The organism is Psychrobacter sp. AH5, assembly GCF_040371085.1.
Lineage (GTDB): Bacteria > Pseudomonadota > Gammaproteobacteria > Pseudomonadales > Moraxellaceae > Psychrobacter.
In genome coordinates this window covers 239,099-259,120 of sequence record NZ_JAMBMT010000001.1, presented here as the reverse complement: position 1 = coordinate 259,120, position 20,022 = coordinate 239,099, and the positions used below count along the sequence as shown (strand labels likewise).

General features: G+C 43.1%; 18 protein-coding genes. 4 read left to right on the top strand and 14 right to left on the bottom strand.

What is annotated here, in order from left to right; genetic code table 11:
* Positions 1-48 precede the first annotated feature (48 nt).
* The 4 genes from M0N77_RS01130 to M0N77_RS01115 all read right to left on the bottom strand — a co-directional run bounded on the left by M0N77_RS01130 (position 49) and on the right by M0N77_RS01115 (position 5,035).
* Entirely contained in the window at positions 49-288 is a 240-nt protein-coding gene (locus M0N77_RS01130; protein ID WP_353102753.1) for a DUF2789 domain-containing protein, read from the bottom strand.
* Positions 289-542: 254 nt separating this feature from the next.
* The gene (locus tag M0N77_RS01125; RefSeq protein WP_353102751.1) at positions 543-1,526 is read right to left on the bottom strand and encodes a malate dehydrogenase; all 984 of its coding nucleotides are present in this window, start codon (positions 1,524-1,526) and stop codon (positions 543-545) included.
* 378 nt (positions 1,527-1,904) lie between these two features.
* A complete protein-coding gene (locus M0N77_RS01120) occupies positions 1,905-2,663 on the bottom strand; it encodes a hypothetical protein (RefSeq protein ID WP_353102749.1) in 759 nt (252 codons plus the stop codon).
* 323 nt (positions 2,664-2,986) lie between these two features.
* Complete coding sequence (locus M0N77_RS01115) at positions 2,987-5,035, bottom strand: transglycosylase SLT domain-containing protein (protein ID WP_371834209.1); 2,049 nt, start codon at positions 5,033-5,035, stop codon at positions 2,987-2,989.
* Positions 5,036-5,553: 518 nt separating this feature from the next.
* Here M0N77_RS01115 and miaB point away from each other — a divergent pair.
* Complete coding sequence (gene miaB, locus M0N77_RS01110; RefSeq protein ID WP_353102746.1) at positions 5,554-7,044, top strand: tRNA (N6-isopentenyl adenosine(37)-C2)-methylthiotransferase MiaB; 1,491 nt, start codon at positions 5,554-5,556, stop codon at positions 7,042-7,044.
* Between the two features lie 131 nt (positions 7,045-7,175).
* Here the strand turns inward: miaB and M0N77_RS01105 are convergent, their stop codons facing one another.
* The 6 genes from M0N77_RS01105 to M0N77_RS01080 all read right to left on the bottom strand — a co-directional run bounded on the left by M0N77_RS01105 (position 7,176) and on the right by M0N77_RS01080 (position 13,125).
* Positions 7,176-7,421 (bottom strand): hypothetical protein, encoded by a 246-nt coding sequence (locus M0N77_RS01105; RefSeq protein WP_353102744.1) that lies wholly within the window; start codon positions 7,419-7,421, stop codon positions 7,176-7,178.
* Between the two features lie 174 nt (positions 7,422-7,595).
* Positions 7,596-8,810, bottom strand: coding sequence for an RtcB family protein (locus M0N77_RS01100; protein ID WP_353102742.1), 1,215 nt, complete (start codon positions 8,808-8,810; stop codon positions 7,596-7,598).
* 698 nt (positions 8,811-9,508) lie between these two features.
* On the bottom strand, positions 9,509-10,279 hold the full coding sequence (locus tag M0N77_RS01095) for a LysE family translocator (protein WP_353102740.1): 771 nt from the start codon (positions 10,277-10,279) through the stop codon (positions 9,509-9,511).
* A gap of 218 nt (positions 10,280-10,497) precedes the next feature.
* Entirely contained in the window at positions 10,498-11,790 is a 1,293-nt protein-coding gene (argE, locus tag M0N77_RS01090; protein ID WP_353102738.1) for an acetylornithine deacetylase, read from the bottom strand.
* A gap of 30 nt (positions 11,791-11,820) precedes the next feature.
* On the bottom strand, positions 11,821-12,303 hold the full coding sequence (locus tag M0N77_RS01085) for a nucleoside deaminase (RefSeq protein ID WP_353102736.1): 483 nt from the start codon (positions 12,301-12,303) through the stop codon (positions 11,821-11,823).
* A 168-nt stretch (positions 12,304-12,471) separates the two neighbouring features.
* Positions 12,472-13,125, bottom strand: a complete 654-nt coding sequence (locus M0N77_RS01080) for a UPF0149 family protein (RefSeq protein WP_353102735.1) — start codon at positions 13,123-13,125, stop codon at positions 12,472-12,474.
* Between the two features lie 189 nt (positions 13,126-13,314).
* Here M0N77_RS01080 and M0N77_RS01075 point away from each other — a divergent pair, with 189 nt between their 5' ends.
* Positions 13,315-13,776, top strand: a complete 462-nt coding sequence (locus M0N77_RS01075; RefSeq protein WP_353102733.1) for a hypothetical protein — start codon at positions 13,315-13,317, stop codon at positions 13,774-13,776.
* Between the two features lie 86 nt (positions 13,777-13,862).
* The gene (locus M0N77_RS01070; RefSeq protein WP_353102731.1) at positions 13,863-14,312 is read left to right on the top strand and encodes a cell division protein ZapA; all 450 of its coding nucleotides are present in this window, start codon (positions 13,863-13,865) and stop codon (positions 14,310-14,312) included.
* Between the two features lie 19 nt (positions 14,313-14,331).
* On the opposite strand, the gene M0N77_RS01065 is transcribed toward M0N77_RS01070, so the two are convergent.
* The 4 genes from M0N77_RS01065 to M0N77_RS01050 all read right to left on the bottom strand — a co-directional run bounded on the left by M0N77_RS01065 (position 14,332) and on the right by M0N77_RS01050 (position 18,548).
* A complete protein-coding gene (locus M0N77_RS01065; RefSeq protein WP_353102729.1) occupies positions 14,332-14,655 on the bottom strand; it encodes a hypothetical protein in 324 nt (107 codons plus the stop codon).
* A 173-nt stretch (positions 14,656-14,828) separates the two neighbouring features.
* Positions 14,829-16,922, bottom strand: a complete 2,094-nt coding sequence (gene glyS / locus M0N77_RS01060) for a glycine--tRNA ligase subunit beta (RefSeq protein WP_353102727.1) — start codon at positions 16,920-16,922, stop codon at positions 14,829-14,831.
* A gap of 9 nt (positions 16,923-16,931) precedes the next feature.
* Complete coding sequence (gene glyQ, locus M0N77_RS01055; RefSeq protein ID WP_371834208.1) at positions 16,932-17,912, bottom strand: glycine--tRNA ligase subunit alpha; 981 nt, start codon at positions 17,910-17,912, stop codon at positions 16,932-16,934.
* A 423-nt stretch (positions 17,913-18,335) separates the two neighbouring features.
* Positions 18,336-18,548 carry a PspC domain-containing protein gene (locus tag M0N77_RS01050; RefSeq protein ID WP_353102723.1) on the bottom strand — a complete coding sequence of 71 codons (213 nt, stop codon included), beginning with the start codon at positions 18,546-18,548 and terminating at the stop codon, positions 18,336-18,338.
* 395 nt (positions 18,549-18,943) lie between these two features.
* On the opposite strand from M0N77_RS01050, the gene nadR reads away from it, so the two are divergent.
* A complete protein-coding gene (gene nadR / locus M0N77_RS01045; RefSeq protein WP_353102721.1) occupies positions 18,944-20,008 on the top strand; it encodes a multifunctional transcriptional regulator/nicotinamide-nucleotide adenylyltransferase/ribosylnicotinamide kinase NadR in 1,065 nt (354 codons plus the stop codon).
* Positions 20,009-20,022 lie beyond the last annotated feature (14 nt).

The following is a 20,022-nucleotide window of genomic DNA, read 5'->3' as shown; positions in this document are numbered from 1 at the left end:
GTATTATGTTTTCTAGTTTTTAGTCTATTAGTGGTCTATCAAATATTATCAAGCATCAGGATGCAAACGTACATTTAGCTCATCAATGACTTCGACCCAAGCGGCGTCTTTTTTCCATTCCTCTTCTAAAAACATGCGCTGGCTATCCGTCCAAATATCTGCCTTTTTTAACTCTTCGTTTTTTGCTAATTGATTACTAGCGATAAATTTCTCGATAGCTTCATCTGAATTGTCTAACCCTAATTGCGCAAATAATTCGTTCATATTGTAGTCAACTTCACCTAGCATATCCCTTCTCCTTCAAGTTAATCGTAATTAGATTATTTTATTATCGGTTTTCTTAGTGAACATCCTAATTGTAGCAACTGTATTTTTAAAAGCTGTTAGTCAATGTTTATCTAAGCTTACCATTTGTGTTAACAGCGCTCTGCAACAGACCTAAGTTATTTTACAAAAGTACACTTGCACAAAAAAAGCCCTGCCAGATAGACAGAGCTCTTTGCTTATAAATTTTCAATTTCACTGCTATCTATAGCAATGGCTTATGGTAGCAAGTGAGAAACCGCATCACGCTCTTCGCTAAGCTCTTGCTCGGTCGCTGCCATCTTCTCTTTTGAGAAGTCAGATGACACGTCAACGCCTTCAACGATAGACCAGTCGCCATCTTTGCAAGTGCATGGGAATGAGTAGATCAAACCTTTAGCGATACCATATTCGCCGTTTGAGTAAACACCCATAGAGACCCAATCATTCTCATCAGTGCCCATCGCCCAAGTACGCATGTGCGCGATTGCAGCATTGGCAGCAGAGGCGGCAGATGAAGCACCGCGAGCTTTAATAATAGCCGCGCCGCGCTGTTGTACTTCTGGGATATAAGTGTTTTCGTACCAATCGCGATCGACTAGATCTAGCGCTGGCTTGCCGTTAACGGTACATTCGGTTAGATCCGGATACTGAGTTGAGGAGTGATTGCCCCAGATGATCATTTTTTTCACGTCATTAACCGTGCTGTCCGTCTTCTCAGCCAACTGGGCGATAGCGCGGTTATGATCCAAACGAGTCATCGCCGTAAAGTTACGTGGGTCTAGATCTGGTGCATTACGCTGAGCGATAACGGCATTAGTATTGGCAGGGTTACCCACGACTAAGACTTTGACATCACGGCTAGCAACGTCATTTAATGCTTTACCTTGCGCTGAGAAAATAGCGGCGTTAGCTTCTAATAGATCCTTACGCTCCATACCTGGGCCACGAGGACGCGCGCCTACCAGTAGTGCATAATCTGCGTCTTTAAAAGCGACAGTAGCGTCATCAGTCTGTACGATATCGGCTAATAATGGGAAAGCACAATCTTGCAATTCCATGACGACGCCTTTTAGCGCATCAAGTGCTGGAGTAATCTCTAGCAATTGCAAAATGACTGGCTGATCTTTACCTAGCATCTCACCAGAAGCAATACGGAATAACATAGAGTAGCTGATATTACCAGCAGCACCAGTGACGGCAACACGTAAAGGCTGTTTCATAGAGTATTCTCCAATTAATAATTACAAGGATTAGACAGTATCTTTTTCGACAATATCTTTATTGACTGATAGCTTTTTGCACAATAGCTATTGAGATCATGACTTATTAAAGACTGCTTTTATGCAAAAGCATACTTAAAACGAGAGCTAGTGTAGCACTTCATTTAGGGAATCGTCTAGCGACAATAGCAGGCAAGATTGCTAGATAAGCACTATTTGCGCTTAATTTAAAGGTTATATTGTTACATTTTATGCTAACAAAAGTCAGTGAGTCGCTATTAACAATAATAATAGGCTTGTGTTATTCAGAGTTGAATAAGCTTTAAGAATGGTTCAGCGATGAGAGAGCTTTTTTAGTGGTATAGGCTAGAGCTACTATTATCGGCCACCAGAGATGATAAATTTTTTGCCGCAGCTATCGATAGTATTACTACAACTTGCAAAACTATTACCCTCATAGCAAATATGAATCTCAGTCAGAGTAGACTGACGACGACTTCCAGCCTGACAAATAAGATCAATACTAGCTGAGCTCATACCACTATTTAGACTTGTCATTTGTTTCAGAAAGCTGGATTTAGAGACGGTATAACTGTTGCCAGTAGTAAGCTCATTAGGCAGCTTTAAATCTCCAGCATAATTGATAATTTGGCGAAAATAACTATTGGCACTAAGCGGACTACAAGTCCCGTAGCGATGCCAGACTTGGCTACGAACGGTAGTATCTGGCATGATACGGTTGACTACTTTTAGCTGTAAAGGGGTTAGACGCGGCTCACTACCACGGCCGCAGCGCTCGCCATACCCTAAGTCTAAACCTGAGATAGTAAAAGAGTAGCCCTCTAAGCATTGACGCATGCGCGCGCGCGTAGGCTGCACACTGCATAGTGCTGGCGTCATCTCAATCATTAGCACGCGCTGACTACTATTCACAGCGCTGGCGGCCTGCGCTGGTAGCATCGCCACCCCTTGTAGCACTAACAACAAAGCTACAAGCGATAGCTTATGATGGCTTAAAACTACTGTATCAATAAATACTTTGGCGCTATCATTAGCCTCCGCATAACCCTGAAGCTCAACAGACGATCGATGGCTATTAGACTGATGTTGTACGATATTTAAATATTTCTTTATCATAATTTCACAAGTATTCAGTAGTTATCGAACAAAGTTATCGCGTATAAACAGTAGGGCAAGTAGCGGCTAGAACTGCTAAATAGCTAACCATTGCTACTATTTAGCTCAGCTTATGCCATACTAGCAAACCGTCCTTTTTAATATATAGCAGAAACGTAAATTCAGCTTGTACGTCGTTATTATCAAAGAGTATCAAAGCTTGCTTAATAGCTGCAATAATAAAAACGACCTACCCTGTTCACATAAAAAAAGTCATCAATAAATTATCATTGATGACCTTTTGACGCTATTACTGATAAGCTAATAGCCTTAAGCTGCTATCGCTAAAAGCCTGCCGGAACGACGCCCATACGCTCGGTAATCGCTTGCGGACGACCCAATAAACTACTGTAGATGGTAGCATTTTCCATCACATGTTTGACATAGTTGCGCGTCTCAGGATAAGCGATAGACTCAACATACTGATCGGCTGCAAGCGAGCCATAAACAGGCTGCCAACGTTTGGCATTATTGGGACCTGCATTATAGCCTGCGGTTGCAAGCACCGGCTGATAATTAAGCTTACCTAAGATATCGCCCATATACCAAGTCCCATAGCGAATATTGGTATCGCCGCTGTTGGCGCGGCTAGCGCTATAAGTTTCGCCTAAATTACGAGCAATATATTTTGCAGTATCTGGCATCACTTGCATCAAGCCGCTAGCACCAACGTTAGAGCGTGCTGAGGGTACAAATCGGCTTTCTTGACGCATGATACCATAAGCCCACGCCGGATCAATACCCGCATCACGGCTATAACGAACTACCGCGCTTTGATGCGGCATCGGATGAGAAAGCGCTAAGCTATCGACTCTATCGGTATTGTCAATGGCATAAATGGCGCGGTCAAGCCAGCCCATATCATAGGCTACTCGCGCGGCTGCAACGATCAGATTGTCATCGCGCTTATCACGCGCAACCTTCACCGCCCAGTTCCACTCACGATTAGCAAAAGAGCGATTGGCATCGCCATTATAGAGCGCAAAAGCGCGAGCAAAGTTAGGATCTTGCATCACTCGAGCACGCTCACTGCTACTTATATTAGGCAGATTATTGCCGCCCAAACGACTAGCGTCAAAGCGTTGACCTACTTTGTCTTTGGCCATTAGACCATAATAATCGTTACTCTTGGCTAATTGTTGATACATTCTTTTGGCAGTGCTGCGCTTATTAGTATCGCTTGATTGCTCATAAGCGCGCGCTAACCAATATTGCCATTGATTGGACTTTTGGGTCTCACTATCCATCTTGGAGATAGCCTCCACCACATCGTCCCAACGACTAAAACGAATGGCAGCAATAGCGTAGTCTTCTGCTTCTTCAAAATTAAAATCATTATCTAAGCTGGCGCGGAACCAATCGACTGCCTCGCTGTTAAAACCGTCATCAGTATTATAATTCATACGCTTGACCCCGATAATGCGATAAGCATAGCGGCGCGTGTCCTCGTTTAATAGACGTCTGCTGCGCTGATTGTCTTGCTTGATATCAAAGTCTAATTGTAGCGCAGCTTCACGATAAGACTTGTCCGCCAAACGCCCTAACGCATAAAGATAAAGGTACTGATTGGTTTGGCTTACCGGCTCTCTTGTAAACTTACTAAAAAAAGACGATGGACTCAGCTGAATCTCGCTTAAAGCGGAATAAGGAATAGGCGTACCTAAGCGCGAAGATAACGCCATGATATCACCAGTCTTACCCTTACGTAGCATACGTTTAAGCCGAGAAACCCGGTCTTGATTACTAATTAGCGCGTTGTTATTCATCTCCATCGCTAGCTGATCACATAAAGCGGGCTGCTTTTTGGTGGTGAGCCAAACATCGGACTTAGCCGCCATAGCACGAATAGTGTCACCGCCATTATTGAACCCTAAGGCAATAGCGCAGCGCTCAGAGCTATCGGCATTAGTAATCAAATTAGCCACTTGCCGCACGGCAGCATAATCATTGGCACCCGCTTTGGTCTCAGCAAAATCAGCTACTAGTTTTTCTGCCATGACGGTGTTTGGATACTGACGTACAAACTGCGAGACGCTAGCAGCGCTTTGAGAATTTAGATCTAAATTCATCCGCCAATAAGTGGGATACATCGCAAATAGCCCCCCACTCATCGATTGCTCATAACCATATAAGGCGCTGACATCGCCGCGATTTTCAGCTTGCGCCGCCGCGTTGAATAAGTCAATGTCACTACTTGATTGAAAGCTGCCTGACTGATAACCCTCTGACTGATAACTATTGGTTGAATAAGAAGTAGCGGATTGCTCTAAGCTCTCGCCCTCACCCCATGTCAATTCAGCACAAGCGACTTGTGATAAGCCTAGCGCCCCCATAGCAGTAGCGACGCTCAAAGCACTGACACGCCATCTGGTAATATTAACGCGCTTTAGTCGCTTTGAGCTTGAATACGGCTTGGTTTTAATCGGTGATGTGCTGTGGTGAGCTACGCGCAACTTTGTCATACGGACTCTCTTTATAATAACTTTACTAGCGTGTGAATAGCGATATTGGCTATTTTGCCTATCAATGCTGGAGTAACAAAACTCATCATACTATATTTGCTCGACTTTCAACCATTAGCTTTACCATTTATCCCTAATTAGGACAGCGCCCTGTAACAACAAAGTGATATTGATGACCAATGAGCGTAGATTGGCAGTTATAAACGCAGTGGTAAATAGAGTAACGTTTAAGCAAGCAAGGATAAGCGTTTGATACTACTATAAATAATTAGCCCATATCAATACTATTAGCTTGGGGTTACTTTTCACTTTATACCCTTATTATGATAAAATACGCCACTTGCTAACCACCTGCAACCGTTATACTTTTTAATCATGGACTTCTTCTTATGAGTGTTACTGTATTTGATCCCCGCAACGATGACACGGTTATTGCTAACTTGGAGGTCACAACGCCTGCTATTGACGCACTCAAAGAGACTCACGCTGTAGCCGCTCCGGTCAATGCACAGGTAAAAAAGGTCTTTATCACCACGCAAGGCTGTCAGATGAACGTTTATGATTCTGACAAAATGCTTGATGTGCTCGGTGATAGTCATGGTATGGAGGTCACGCACGATATTGATGAAGCGGATGTCTTGTTGATGAATACTTGCTCTATTCGCGAAAAAGCGCAAGAAAAGGTATTTTCAGAGCTGGGTCGCTGGCGCAAACTTAAAGAAAAACGTCCTGATTTAGTGATTGGCGTGGGCGGCTGCGTCGCCTCGCAAGAAGGTGATAATATCCAAAAGCGCGCGCCTTATGTCGATATGGTGTTTGGTCCGCAGACTTTGCATCGTTTGCCTGAGCTCTACGATCAGTCTAATGAGCAAAAAAACATCGCCCCAAAAAACCGCATCGGCACTATCGATATCTCTTTTCCTAGCATTGAGAAGTTTGACTTTTTGCCTGAGCCTAAAGTTGACGGGTTTAAAGCCTTTGTCTCCATCATGGAGGGCTGCTCAAAGTATTGCTCATTTTGCGTGGTCCCTTATACGCGCGGTGAAGAGCTATCACGTCCGCTTGATGATGTGCTCGCAGAGATTGATAGTCTTGCTGAGCAAGGCGTACGCGAGATTAATCTATTAGGTCAAAACGTCAATGGCTATCGCGGTCAAAAAGACGATGGCAGTATTTGCCGTTTTGCAGAATTACTGCATTATGTCTCGCACATCGATGGCGTTGAGCGTATTCGCTATACCACCAGCCATCCGCTAGAGTTCACCGACGATATTATCGATGCTTACGCGCAGTTGCCTGAGCTGGTCTCGCATTTGCATTTGCCGGTTCAAAGCGGTTCAAACGCTATCCTTGCGGCGATGAAACGCAATCATACTATCGACGTCTATATTAATCAGATTAATAAGCTCAAAGCGGTACGCCCTGATATTCATCTATCGAGCGACTTTATTATTGGCTTCCCCGGTGAGACCAATGAGGATTTTCAAGATACGCTAAATTTGGCTAAAGAATTAAACTTCGACCATTCGTACAGCTTTATTTATTCTAAGCGTCCAGGCACTCCAGCAGCAGAGCTAACTGATGATGTCAGCTTTGCTACCAAAAAAGCACGTCTAGCAGAATTTCAAAAAGTGATTATCGATTCGACATTAGCCAAATCGCATGAGATGGTTGGCACTACCACTCGAGTGCTGGTCGAGCAAGTCGCCGATCGTCATCCTGACTGCCTAATCGGTACCGCGGATAATACCCGTACAGTAATGTTCAAATATGACTTAGATAAAATGGATGAGCTACTCGGTAAAATTGTCAGCGTGCGTGTGACCGATTTTGTTAGTCCGCATATGGTGAAAGGTGAGCTGGTTGAGGTGTTGGCTTAACTCTTACCTTGCAACAACGAAGCTTTGTAGGCCTCGTAAAACTTGCAACACCCAATAAATTTAAATAAAAAAGCCGTTCGCTATTAATAGTAAACGGCTTTTTTGTGCGTAAAACTTAATAAAAATCATCATTACTCCGACAACCAATCGGTCTGCCGCAAACGCTGCTTCGTCTCACGGCGGCGTTTTTTGCGGACAATATCGATATCCTCCTTTTCATGGATACCGCCCTTTCTTAATAGCGGATCAAGCGCTAAATAATTACGCGGTTTAATAGCGCCTAGCGTTTGCTGAGTTGCAGTATTATTAGCATTATTTTGTTGCGCTAATTGCCGCTCAATTTGTTTAGCTTTTTTTAAAGTTTGTTTTAAGCTCATAATTTGACCTACTTTTTATCTTGGTGGTGTTTTAAAAAGTATGCTGGCGATAAAAGTCAATAAGAAATCTATGCTAAGTTCTCTGATTCTATAGGGCTTTCAAGGCTTCAAAAATTGTTCAAATTTTAATCAGCATACTTTTTGACACACCACCTTTATCTTTTATAAAACTGACTAGCCTTTTATACACATCACCTGCTTTAGGGTATGCACCACTTCCACTAAGTCGCTTTGATTGGCCATCACCTCATCGATGTCTTTATAAGCGCCCGGTATCTCATCGATAACGCCTTTGTCCTTGCGACATTCAACGCCAGCGGTTTGTGCTTTTAGCTCATCGATAGTAAAAGCACGCGTCGCTTTACCTCGGCTCATACGTCGCCCAGCACCATGCGAGCAGGAACAAAACGACTCGTCATTGCCAAGGCCGCGCACGATAAAGGACTTTGCGCCCATTGATCCGGGGATAATGCCTAGCTCGCCTGCGTAAGCACTAATAGCGCCTTTACGAGTGACGTAGACTTGCTCGCCAAAGTGCATCTCTTCATTGACATAGTTATGATGACAATTAATCGCCTCTTTGGTCAGGGCAAACCTTGGCAAGCCTGCTTGCGGCGATTGCAATACCTTGATAATCAAACGCATCATCTCACGGCGATTCTCTAGCGCGTAATCCTGCGCCCACTCGACCGCCTCAAGATAATCAGCAAAGCTATCGGAGCCCTCGGCAAAGTAAGATAAGTCGCTATCAGGCACATGACCAAAGCGTGCTTGCCGCTCTTTTTTAGCCAAATTAATAAAGTATTGACCAATACAATTACCAATACCGCGACTGCCCGAATGCAACATCACCCAGACATCTTGGTTTTCATCCAGACACAGCTCAATAAAATGATTACCGCCGCCTAAGGTGCCGAGCTGCTTTGCCCAAGTGCGCTCAAAACCTCTGAGCATTTTGAGTAATCCTGGGTGCTTGTCGGTAATCGGCTTTAGGCGTTTGGCCAGTGGATCTAAAGTAGAGTTTTTGGCTTGAATTTGCTTATGCATGTTAAAGCCCACAGGCACTTGTTGCTCAATCGCCAAGCGTAGCGGCTTTAAGCTATCGGGCAGATCGCTTGCCGTTAGTGATAAGCGCACCGCGTTCATGCCGCAGCCAATATCAACACCGACCGCTGCTGGAATAATGGCAGATTTAGTTGGAATCACACTGCCGACCGTCGCGCCTTTGCCAACGTGCACATCAGGCATCACCGCAATGTGTGAGTGAATAAACTCTAACTGGGCTAGATTACGCAGTTGTTGCATGGCGCTTTGTTCCACATCAGTGGTATAAATCTTCACCGGAACACCATGTTTGCCACTTTTATTTAATACTAATTGAATGCTCATTATTTATTATTTCCGTTTTTTATTTTAAATCTATAAAATTTAGACGCGACCTTTTGTCCTAATTTAATAAGAAATAAATTTATAATCTATAATTTATAAATACTAGACAATAAAAAACTATTAACTTTATTATTTTAACTTTAATAAAGTTAGAGTTTATTTATTAGTAGCGTTTTAAATAATTTTTACCAATAACCATACTAGCAACCCCAGCATAAAGTTATGCCTATAGGTAGCACAGGTAAAAAATAGTGGAGGTATAAATAACAATAGCGACTATTGAGCTTAGTGATGTAAGCTGGCAAAGAGAGATAAAGTGGATAGCTATCTATAAAAGAGTAGCTCTAAATAGCTATTGAGAACTAGCCATCAATAAATCACTGCTCTATAAGCTTAGCCAAACCTTTGCGAGGTCGTCATTGCTGTCATGTTACTTACACATTTATTCTTTAAAAACGTTGTAGCTGGTAGATAAGACACGATGATTCCTCCGTCGGTTATGGCTATTAGCAGAGCGGTAATAGCAGACGAATAAAAATGATTTATAGCTTTTAGTAGCTTACTAAAAAGACAGTAACTAAAGCTAAGTTGAATTATAATAACGCTTTAAAATATAAAGTCAATATTTATTTTATTAAAATATAATAGATTAAATTTAAAATTCAAATAGCCAAAACATTAAAGAGTAAAATTATTCTTTAATTTATAAAGTGGCTAGCGACTTCAACTAATAAAGCGGCGGCAATTACCATAAAGATAATCCCACAGGCTCGATTAAGCCAAGTTAAACGATTGCCCACATCAAGCCAGCCTGCTAATTGCTTACCACCTAATGTATAAATGATTTGCCAAATAGTTTCGCTCAAGAATAGCCCTAGAGTAAGAAAGATATACTGTGGCCAAAGCGGCGCGCTAAAATTGATAAATTTGGGGAAAAAAGCGGCAAAGAATAAGATAGCTTTGGGATTAGACAATGACACCCAAACGCCTGTACGAAATAACGTTAGATTAGTAGGACTAATCTTAACTGCCGCGCTGGACAAGGAGCGCGGCTTTTGCTTTGCAGCACCTACACTAGCAAAACCAATACTACCATTACCATTACTACTATTGCAGTCACTATCTAAGTAATCTGCCGCTACTTCAGCACTCACAGTGCGAGCATCTTCCATCAAGCTACTATTACCCGTATCGCGCCATGACATAACGCCCAAATAAATAAGATAGATCGCGCCGACGGTTTTGATAACCTCTAAGGCCCAGGGCTGTTGACGACTAATAACATCCAAGCCTAGCAGCGTTGATAACAGTAAAATAAACAGACCCAGACTCAAGCCTGCCAATGTCCAAAGGGTACGTTTTACGCCATAATTTAGCCCGTATTGAAAGGCTAACAGCATGTTAGGGCCTGGAGTGGCTGAGATAAAAAAGGTACTAACAAAAAATATCGTAAATAGATGCCAAGACATCAATAACCCCTACTTTGCTGCATAAAAATGATTAAAATGGTGCCAAAAAATAAACACCGCCATTTGGACGGTGTATTTTATAATAGCTATTATACGCCCAACTACATTTAATAGATCGCTGTATCCTAGACACTTGCTAACCCTTACTCATAAGTAGGACTTTGTATCATTAAAACATTTTATGATAGTGCGCGAGGCGACACCCTACAAAAGTATAATTAAACCATGCAACTATTTAATAACTTTTGCAAAAATTCATCACAGCGCTTAATCTCGCTCAGGGCCACAAATTCATCAGCTTTATGCGCCTGCTCAATACTGCCAGGCCCACAAATAATAGTCGGAATACCGGCATTAGTGAACTGACCGCCTTCGGTAGCATAAGCCACTTTATGACGTTTCTGGTCTTGAGTAAGTGCCGCTATTAGTTGTTGCAGCTCGTCATTGCTACTATCGGTCATTGCCGGTACGCTCTCTTCTTGCAGTAGCTCAATGCCTGTCTCCGGCGCGCGCGCTTGCATCTGGGCGTTTAATTCAGCAATTTTGGCTTGAATAGGCGCGAGAATATCGTCTTGCGTCATATGCGGCAGGTTACGATAATCAAAAGTAAACTCGCAAAGATTGGGTACAATATTGGTCGCACTGCCGCCGTGAATAGTGCCTACCGACAGCGTCGAATAAGGCACATCAAATAATTCATCATTATCCTCCCGGCTAGTGAACTCATCAGCTAAGCTATCGACATAGCCAACCAAACGACTGGCATAACTGATCGCGTTAACGCCTTGATGAGTCAAGGAAGAATGCGCTGATTTACCATGAACGCGGCAACGATAAACGGCAATGCCTTTATGGGCGACCACCATCGTCATCAAAGTCGGCTCACCGACGATACAATAATCAGGGGTAATACCGCGAGCTTTTAGATCAGCTAGTATCAATGGTGCGCCTAGGCAGCCCACTTCTTCATCAAAAGATAAAGCTAAATGTAGGGGACGACGTAATTGACCGTTGTTTGATAACTCCACCGCTTTTGGTAGCAAATTTAGGGCACAAGCAATAAAGCCCTTCATATCGCAAGATCCGCGTCCATAAAGCTTGTCACCGCGAATTATCGCCTCAAATGGATCGGAGCTCCAATCTTGACCATCGACTGGCACCACATCGGTATGACCGGACAATACTAAGCCGCCACTAGTAATATCAGCATCTTTACCCGCCGGTACGGTGACAAATAAATTGGCCTTATCTTGCGTCTCATTAAAGGTCAAAGCAACGGTCAAGCCTAAATCCTTACAGTAAGACTCTACCTCACTAATAAGGGCTAGGTTTGAATGACGACTGACGGTATCAAAGCCAATTAGGCGCGTCAGCCAATCGATACTGTTATTAGGATAACTGATACTAGGAGTATTGTTACTAGGAGCATTGATACTAAGAACACTGTTACTAGCAGTATTAGAGTTCGACATAATTTGCTTGCTGCTTTTATAATCAGGGTTGACAGACATAGGATATCCTTATCAAAGTAAAAAAAGCCATTAGCCTTTTTGCATTGAGCGTTGTTGCAATCTTTTTACTTGCTCATCCAGACCTGCAATCGGCCCTTCGACAGGTATATTTGGCGCGACCTGTTGAATAGCTAAAGAATTGATTGGAGAGGTTGATTCTATACCCATCTCCTGCAGCCACTCGCCTAATTGCTTCGATGAGCTGATATAAACGATGCGGCCAAGACCGGCCCAAGCATGCGCGGCTGAGCACATGGCGCAGTGCTCTCCTGAGGTGTAGACCACCGCTTTTGCCCGATCCTCACTAGTCATGTTTTTCGCCGCCCAGCGCGCGACGGCAATCTCAGGATGATAAGTGGCATCAACGCTATTGGCACGGTTGCGATCCTCGTTCAGCACGACGCCATCGGCACTAACCAATACACTACCAAAAGGCTCATCCCCTGCCTCTAAAGCTTCTGTCGCCAGCTCAATACAGCGCTTAAGGTGTTTTTTATCGTCATCATTTATCATGATTTATACTCCTGCTATTAACTTGAGTTTCAACTTAATATGAACTCTTAGAGGCTGCAGCTTTAGCCCAGCGATTTTATTTTGCAAACTTGTAAGCTGGGCTAAAGTCACAGCCTACGCAAACTATTAATGCCAAAATCTAAGCGTTTAACATTAAGACTTTGATAATCAAGAAGGATTATTTTGATTCATAATATCGATAACCGGCGGCATAGGTTTAGGCAGTTTGCCTTCAGCCTGTAGCTCTTTAGTAGTTTTGGCATCTATTGGCAAGCCGGCAATCAAGGCTAGCTCTTTGACTGGTTTACGCTGGCGCGTAGCAAAGCTCACTGGTATCATCCGCGCAAACTCATAAATATAAAGGTAGGACTCCTCGCCGCCTTCAAAATCCTCATCCTCTGCTAAGCGAATAGCGCCAATCTTGGCCAAGTCTGAGAGCATCTCGTTCTCTTCGCTAGTCAAACTACAATCTGTAATGCCAAACCCGGTCATAAAACCATTAGCCCACTGTTTCAATGCCATCACACGCTCGTACAAATCGTGTTCATCATCAGGCACTAACGGCGTATAGGCGTAAGCATCGTCCTTATCTTTTAGCTGAAAGACGGTGTCCTCTGCCTCTTCGGTCAGTAGGGTTAGGGCCTCTTGTGGTAAAGCTTCAAAGCTCAGCTCGCTTAATACCGCTGCCCATCCTGCTTCATCAGGCGCATGACAAGCGGTCATCAGCCCAGTCATCAAACCGTGTATCTCACTAATAGTCACATCCGTCCAGTTCTCAAAAGCTTCTGACCAAGTGTTCCAGCCTGAGATGTTATCATTCATAAATAAATCCTGCTTAAAAAGTAAGTTGATGTTTAGATAATAAAAATAAGTGTCAACCATAATTATTAGCGCTTAGACTATAAGCGCCAATTACTTTGTTGATATAGATATTATGAGGCCACTTATGGCATTATTAAACGCATAAACTCCGTTCATTCACATAACGCCTATTAGGGATAAAAACTGACTATGTATGATCAATTAAAAATCTTAGAAAAAATGATACTCGACATAAAAAAACAGCATCAACTTGTCAGTGATGAGCTCAGCCAACTAAAAAAACAACCGCACACCGATCCAAAAGAATTATCGACTCTAAAATCACAACTTAATAGCAGCATAAATGAGCGTGATAGTGCCAAAAAACAATTAAATGATCTTGATAAGCGCTATCAAAGCTTAGCTGAAGCACATCATATGATTGGTGAGGAGCAAGATAAACTCAATCAACAATTAAGCGATTTGCAACAAAAAAACATTGAGCTAGAACAAATCAACAAACAGCTTGAGCAACAAAATAAAGAAGCGCATCAGCAAATAAAGGACGTCAAACAACAAAACGATGACTTACAACAAAAGAACCAGCTAGCTGCTGAACGTACTCAAGTGGTTTTGCAGCGTTTGACTCGTATCGACCAGATGGATAGCTAATAGCTTTTGTAGCTAATCTAATTCGCTATTTCACGCGCTACTTTTACTATATGACTATATGACTATATAACTTTGTAGGATTTTTTATGACTGATAACCGTACCGATACTCAAAACGCTAGCAACGAAAAAGGCACTAAGCTTGAGACAAAACCAGCGGACAAGAGCGCTAGCTCTGTGAGTAAAGACAATAAAGCTGCTGATAACAGTGCTAATAAAAGCGCTAGTACCAAACCTGCTGCGCCGCAAATCAAAAAGCTCGATATCGTCATTGCTGGCACTACGTATGCTATTTTTTGCCCGGCCGATGAAGAGGACGAGCTAAGAGCCGCTGAAAACTATCTTAATACCTTCGCTAGTAATATCAAAAAAGATGCGCCAAATTTAAATCAAGAAAATCTGTTAGTGCTTTCTTGCTTAAACTTATATGAAAAGATTAATGCGCACAAAACTAGCGAGTCTGAGCATCAGCAGCAAAGCAAACAAAACGAGCAATTATTAAATAAAATAATGCAAGAAGCGCATTCTATACTTTAGTTTTTTAACACTATTGGTTTTATTGATAGACCTTACCGGCATGATAATCGGCTTGATGTTCGTAGTTACAAAAGAATAGCTCATTGCTTTTATCGGTAGTATCATCGCTAGTGCTGTCGATAGTTGCAGCAGCTGTTTGGCTATCCGTAGTCGCTACTTTACTTTTAGTCTCTAACACGCCGCGGTATTCGGCAAGACTATGACCACAAAAGTTGCAATTACGCGGCGTTGTAACGTCGCCTTTTTTTGGCATCATGCTCTTTGGCGCACGAGGATACATGAACTTATAAAAAATCCACATGCAGATCCAGATAATAATAATAGTAGTAATAACAGCGAACACGGCAATACTCCTTTGAGTAGCAGGTAACGGGCTATTTATTTTAGGGCAAATTTAGAGCGGGTTAAATAGACACCCTTAACATTTTACGGTAACTGAGACGCTTAGCATAGGACACATTCACATAAAAAAACTGGCCTTATTAAGCCAGTTTTTTAAACATTAGCTCAAACTCGCTATAACTGCAACTCACTAATATCGGCCACTGTCAAAAACAGCGCTCGTACTTGCTTTAATAGCGCTAAGCGGTTTGCTTTTAATACAGCATCTTCACTATTGACCATAACGTTATCAAAGAACTGCGTTAGTGGCGCGTCTAATTGCGTTAACACCTGTAATACTTGCGTGTAATCTGCCTTAGCTAACAGCGGCGTCACTGTCGTTTGCGCTTGCTGAACAGCTTGATACAAAGCTTGCTCGGCAGGCTCAGAGAGTAGCGACTCATCGACTTTATCAGCGACTTTTGCCTCTGATTTGGCAATGATATTTGCCACGCGCTTATTAGAATCCGCTAATTGCTCGGCCTGTGGCAGCTCACTAAAAGACTGTACCGCGCGAATACGCTGATCAAAATCTAGCGGCATATGCGGGTTTATCGCTTGTACCGCTTGAATAGTATCGACGCTGACGCCTTGCTCAGTGTACATCGCGCGATAACGCGAATTTAAAAAGTCTAGCACTTGGGTAAAGGTGTCGCCCATTTTAGCAATCTTGCTACCCTTGCTACTGCTATAGTTCTTTATCGCCTGCTCAACGAGTGCCACTAAATTAATAGGCAGCTGCTTTTCGATCAAGATACGCAAAATACCAATAGCGGAACGACGCAAGCTAAACGGATCCTTTGAGCCGGTTGGCGCTTGATCAATAGCAAAAATACCCACTAGCGTATCCAGCCGATCGGCTAACGCTAAGCAAATACCAATAGGCGTTTCTGGTAACGTGTCCCCGCTGAACTTGGGCAAATACTGCTCTTCGATACTGGCCGCCACCGCTTCAGGCTCATCGTTAAGGCGCGCATAATAAGTACCAGCGATACCTTGTAGCTCTGGATACTCGCCTACTAACGAGCTGGTCAGATCCGCTTTTGCTAGCATAGCGGCGCGTACGGTTTCATCAATATCGATAGTCTGGCCTTGCTGTTGCATTAAACTGGCAATAAAAGCGGCAAGCTTAGCGATACGCTCAGACTTCTCCCAAATAGTGCCTAGCTGATCTTGGAACACGCGCGTTTTGAGACTTTCAGTCATTGCAAATAGCGGCTGTTTTTGATCCTGTAAAAAGAAAAACTCAGCATCAGCCAAACGCGGGCGTACTACTTTTTCGTTACCTTCGATAATTTGGCTAGGATCTTTGGACTCGATATTAGTAATAAAGATAAAGTACGGTTGCAGCTTGCCTTCTTTGTCCGTCAAACAAAAATACTTTTGGTCAGCCTGCATGGTCGAGATAAGCGCCTCTTGTGGCACTTGCAAAAACCTTGGCTCAAAGCTAGCTCGCAGCGCAATAGGAAAATCAACTAACGCCGTTACTTCGTCTAATAAATCACTTGGCACGATAGCCTTGGCATTGACTTGATCGGCTAAGGTTTTGACCTGATTATTAATCAGCATTCGGCGCTTATCAAAATCGGCAATCACCTTTAGGCTATCTAGTAGTGTCTCGTAATTATCGGCATCATCTATCTTATGATAATCAGGACTGTGGAAGCGATGACCGCGTGTCTGGTTGCCAGTTTGATGATCTTGGATAGTCGCTTCAATGATTTTATCATCTTGCATTAACACTACCCACTGCACCGGACGCACAAACTCTGCTTTTGAAGCACCTGAACGCATGCGCTTAGCAATGGGTAGATTATCAAGCGCCGTCTGAAAAATATCTGGAAGCAACTCAGTGGTCGCTTGACCCTGAATGGTTTGTTCGAACCCGACATAATCGCCTTTGTCGGTATTGATAGTGGTCAGCTCGCTGGTCTCAATGCCTAAACCTTTAGCAAAGCCTATCGCCGCACGGCTGGGATTACCCTCGCTATCAAAAGCTGCCTTTATGGCAGGGCCGCGCTTTTGCTCGGTACGGTCAGGTTGCTTGTCGCTGATACCGTCAATTTGAATGGCCAAACGGCGCGGCGCGGCAAATGCTTTAATACTGTCAAAGCTAATATTAGCCTCATTTAATTGCTCAGTGACGCTCGCTTGTAGCGCATCACGTAGCGGTTTTAGGCTTTTAGGAGGTAGCTCTTCACACCCCAACTCAAACAATATAGTACTCATGGGATGCTCCTATTTATTATTAGTATGGGTAGTGGTTTGATCTTTAGCTAAGTCATCAGTAGTCGCTGCAACTTTTGGCAAATACTTATCGATAGCAGCCTGACGATGGGCTTCATCGGCTAACGGAAAGCCTAATTTAGCTCGTGCCTCTACATAGCCTAGCGCCACTTTTCGCGCTAAAGTACGTACGCGCAAAATAAAGCGCTGACGCTCAGTGACTGAAATAGCGCCGCGAGCGTCAAGTAAGTTAAAGGCATGCGAAGCTTTTAATACCATCTCATAAGCGGGTAATGGCAAGCCTGCCGCGACCAGTTTATCCGCCTGCACCTCATAAAAATCAAAGAACTCGCCCATTTTAGCTACATCGGCATGCTCAAAGTTATAAGTGGACTGCTCTACTTCGTTTTGATGAAACACATCGCCATAGGTGACGCGGCCAAACTCGCCATCCGCCCATACCAGATCATAAACACTATCTACGCCTTGCACATACATCGCTAGACGCTCAAGACCATAGGTAATCTCGCCTGTGACTGGGAAGCATTCGATACCGCCAACTTGCTGAAAGTAAGTAAACTGCGTCACCTCCATACCGTTTAGCCAAATCTCCCAACCCAGTCCCCAAGCGCCAAGCGTTGGTGATTCCCAGTTATCTTCTACAAAACGGATATCATGTACTAAAGGATCGATACCGATAGCTTTTAGAGAGTCCAAATAAAGCTCTTGAATATTGGGCGGATTGGGCTTTAATACCACCTGAAACTGATAATAATGCTGCAAACGGTTCGGATTATCGCCATAACGACCGTCAGTAGGGCGACGCGAAGGCTGCACATAAGCGGCGTTCCAGCGCTCAGGCCCTAATGAGCGCAAAAAAGTAGCGGTATGAAAAGTACCAGCGCCTACTTCCATATCATAAGGCTGCAACACTACGCAGCCTTTAGAGGCCCAATAGTTTTGTAGCGTCAAAATCAAATCTTGGAAACTCAAAGGTTTAGCGTCTCCATTTTCAGTGTGGAAGTTAGAGTCATTGCTTGGAATATTAGCTTGGGAGGTCATAAGAGAATCACTATGAAATAAAGAAGGATGGATCGAATAAGATCATCAAAAAATCAAGTTCTGGTAGCGCATTTGGCTACGCATCCATTTGTCTGCCTACCTTACTAAAAAACGGCTATTTTATCCATATATACAGTAACTAAATTTTTGCTAAGTCTAACTAGCGTCTTATAAGACAAAAAAATACCCAAATGCGTAAACATCTGGGCAGGAGGAAAAGTGTGTAGCTGGTATCCTGTTATTGCAGGCTTTTTGTTTTTTATAAGCTATTATTTTTATTATGGTTATCTAACTGCTGATTTCACTAATGGTTGACGGATCATGGTACTAATAATGTAGCTCTATTGCTGATTCTCATTGATAAGATTGGCTATTAGCCTTTGGCATGACAATCCATAAAATGATGTAAATTAAAATACCAGGAACCGCAGCACTGAGTGAAGATACAATAACGAATAATAGACGTACCCACATCGGTGACCAACCCAAGTATTCTGCTATTCCGCCCATCACACCAGCAATCATACGGTTGTTTTTTGAGCGATGTAATTTTACTAATTTCGCCAAAGCTTAGACTCCTTTTTGAGTAACTTAACTTATAAATGATTATAGCAATCTTCTACATTTTATCTGTTGACTGTTTAGGCGTGCTTTGTGAGTTTATGCTAATCAAAGTTGCCGTAACCTGTCATAACGCATGGTAACTCCCTGATTTTAAATAAGTATTTCAAAACATTTCAGAATAAGCTTTGTTTCTTGTTTCTTTCTCGGTTATATCTAGTGGCGCTTAAGCGATTATCACTATGATTTTCAATTACTTATAAATTCTTAATGATAATGAGACTGTCTTTACATTAAGCCACCTGTATAAAGTCGCTAGATTTTATACCCTACTTATCATTGATTATTGTTACCTGCAAAGTAGGTCAAGCAAATACTAAAAATAACGCTTGTTCATAATAATGAGTAAAGGAGATAGTATGTTAAAAACTGGCTTAATGATTGGACATTTTGAACCGCTACATCTAGGGCAGATGCGAAGTATTTTGGCCGCTTCAGGACAGGTCAAAAACCTACATATCGTCATTACCAATCATCCCTCACCTCATACTAATTTTGATATTACTTTACAAGATAAGGCGCGCTGGCTACAGATGGCTTGTGCCGACTTACCTTTTATTCATATTCATACCACTGATGAGATTGACTTACCTGTCCATGAGAGCTTTGAGACTGTAGTTATTGAGGTCGCTGTCACCAATGCCAAGCTACAGCTTATAATCAATGAGCTGGATTTACCTAGTGATACGGTGCTGTTTGTCGCGGCTAATCATCCTCTAGCTCAAGAGCGCTGCCAGCAGCAGTTGGTCATTAAAGTACTGACAACGCCGCTACAAACTGAGTTCGCCTCTTATGACATCGCCAAAGACCCGGTAGCACACTGGTCGGCTATTCATCCAGAGGCACGCGCTGACTATACCAAGACCGTAGCTATCGTTGGCGGTGAGAGCTCCGGCAAGACGACTTTGGTGCATAAGCTTGCCAATTATTATGGTGCAAGCTTTGCCTTAGAGATGGGTAGAGTTTATGTCGGCACTGATTTGGGCGGTAAAGAGATTGGTCTGCAATATAGCGATTATGGACCGATAGCTTTGGATCATGCTGAGGCTATCCGCCAAGCTAAAATCACTGCTACCGCTCCTGTCACTATCGTTGATACCGACTTTGTCACTACGCAAGCGTTCTGTGAAGAGTATGAGGGGCGTACCCATCCTTTTGTCACGGCCTGTATTGAAGAGTTTCGCGCAGATTTCACTATTATGCTCGATAACAATACGCCGTGGATCGATGATGGCCTACGCTCGTTGGGTAGCAGGGACGCACGCGGACGTTTTGAGCAGCGGTTATTAGCTATCTTTCATCGGCATAATATCAAGCCGTATTTGATTGATGCGCCAGATTACGACGCGCGTTATCGTGAAGCCGTAGCTTTTATTGATAAGCATATTTATGGCAAAACATTATAAAAACAGCCTTAGCT

Bases quoted from the DNA above. Each gene is read 5' to 3' on its own strand.
- glyS (WP_353102727.1), bottom strand. From the start codon at position 16,922: ATGAGTACTATATTGTTTGAGTTGGGGTGTGAAGAGCTACCTCCTAAA.
- M0N77_RS01080 (WP_353102735.1), bottom strand. From the start codon at position 13,125: ATGAATGATAACATCTCAGGCTGGAACACTTGGTCAGAAGCTTTTGAG.
- M0N77_RS01100 (WP_353102742.1), bottom strand. From the start codon at position 8,810: ATGAGCATTCAATTAGTATTAAATAAAAGTGGCAAACATGGTGTTCCG.
- M0N77_RS01130 (WP_353102753.1), bottom strand. From the start codon at position 288: ATGCTAGGTGAAGTTGACTACAATATGAACGAATTATTTGCGCAATTA.
- M0N77_RS01075 (WP_353102733.1), top strand. From the start codon at position 13,315: ATGTATGATCAATTAAAAATCTTAGAAAAAATGATACTCGACATAAAA.
- M0N77_RS01105 (WP_353102744.1), bottom strand. From the start codon at position 7,421: ATGAGCTTAAAACAAACTTTAAAAAAAGCTAAACAAATTGAGCGGCAA.
- M0N77_RS01115 (WP_371834209.1), bottom strand. From the start codon at position 5,035: ATGGGGGCGCTAGGCTTATCACAAGTCGCTTGTGCTGAATTGACATGG.
- M0N77_RS01085 (WP_353102736.1), bottom strand. From the start codon at position 12,303: ATGATAAATGATGACGATAAAAAACACCTTAAGCGCTGTATTGAGCTG.
- nadR (WP_353102721.1), top strand. From the start codon at position 18,944: ATGAGTAAAGGAGATAGTATGTTAAAAACTGGCTTAATGATTGGACAT.
- argE (WP_353102738.1), bottom strand. From the start codon at position 11,790: ATGTCTGTCAACCCTGATTATAAAAGCAGCAAGCAAATTATGTCGAAC.
- M0N77_RS01120 (WP_353102749.1), bottom strand. From the start codon at position 2,663: ATGATAAAGAAATATTTAAATATCGTACAACATCAGTCTAATAGCCAT.
- M0N77_RS01125 (WP_353102751.1), bottom strand. From the start codon at position 1,526: ATGAAACAGCCTTTACGTGTTGCCGTCACTGGTGCTGCTGGTAATATC.
- M0N77_RS01095 (WP_353102740.1), bottom strand. From the start codon at position 10,279: ATGTCTTGGCATCTATTTACGATATTTTTTGTTAGTACCTTTTTTATC.
- miaB (WP_353102746.1), top strand. From the start codon at position 5,554: ATGAGTGTTACTGTATTTGATCCCCGCAACGATGACACGGTTATTGCT.
- M0N77_RS01070 (WP_353102731.1), top strand. From the start codon at position 13,863: ATGACTGATAACCGTACCGATACTCAAAACGCTAGCAACGAAAAAGGC.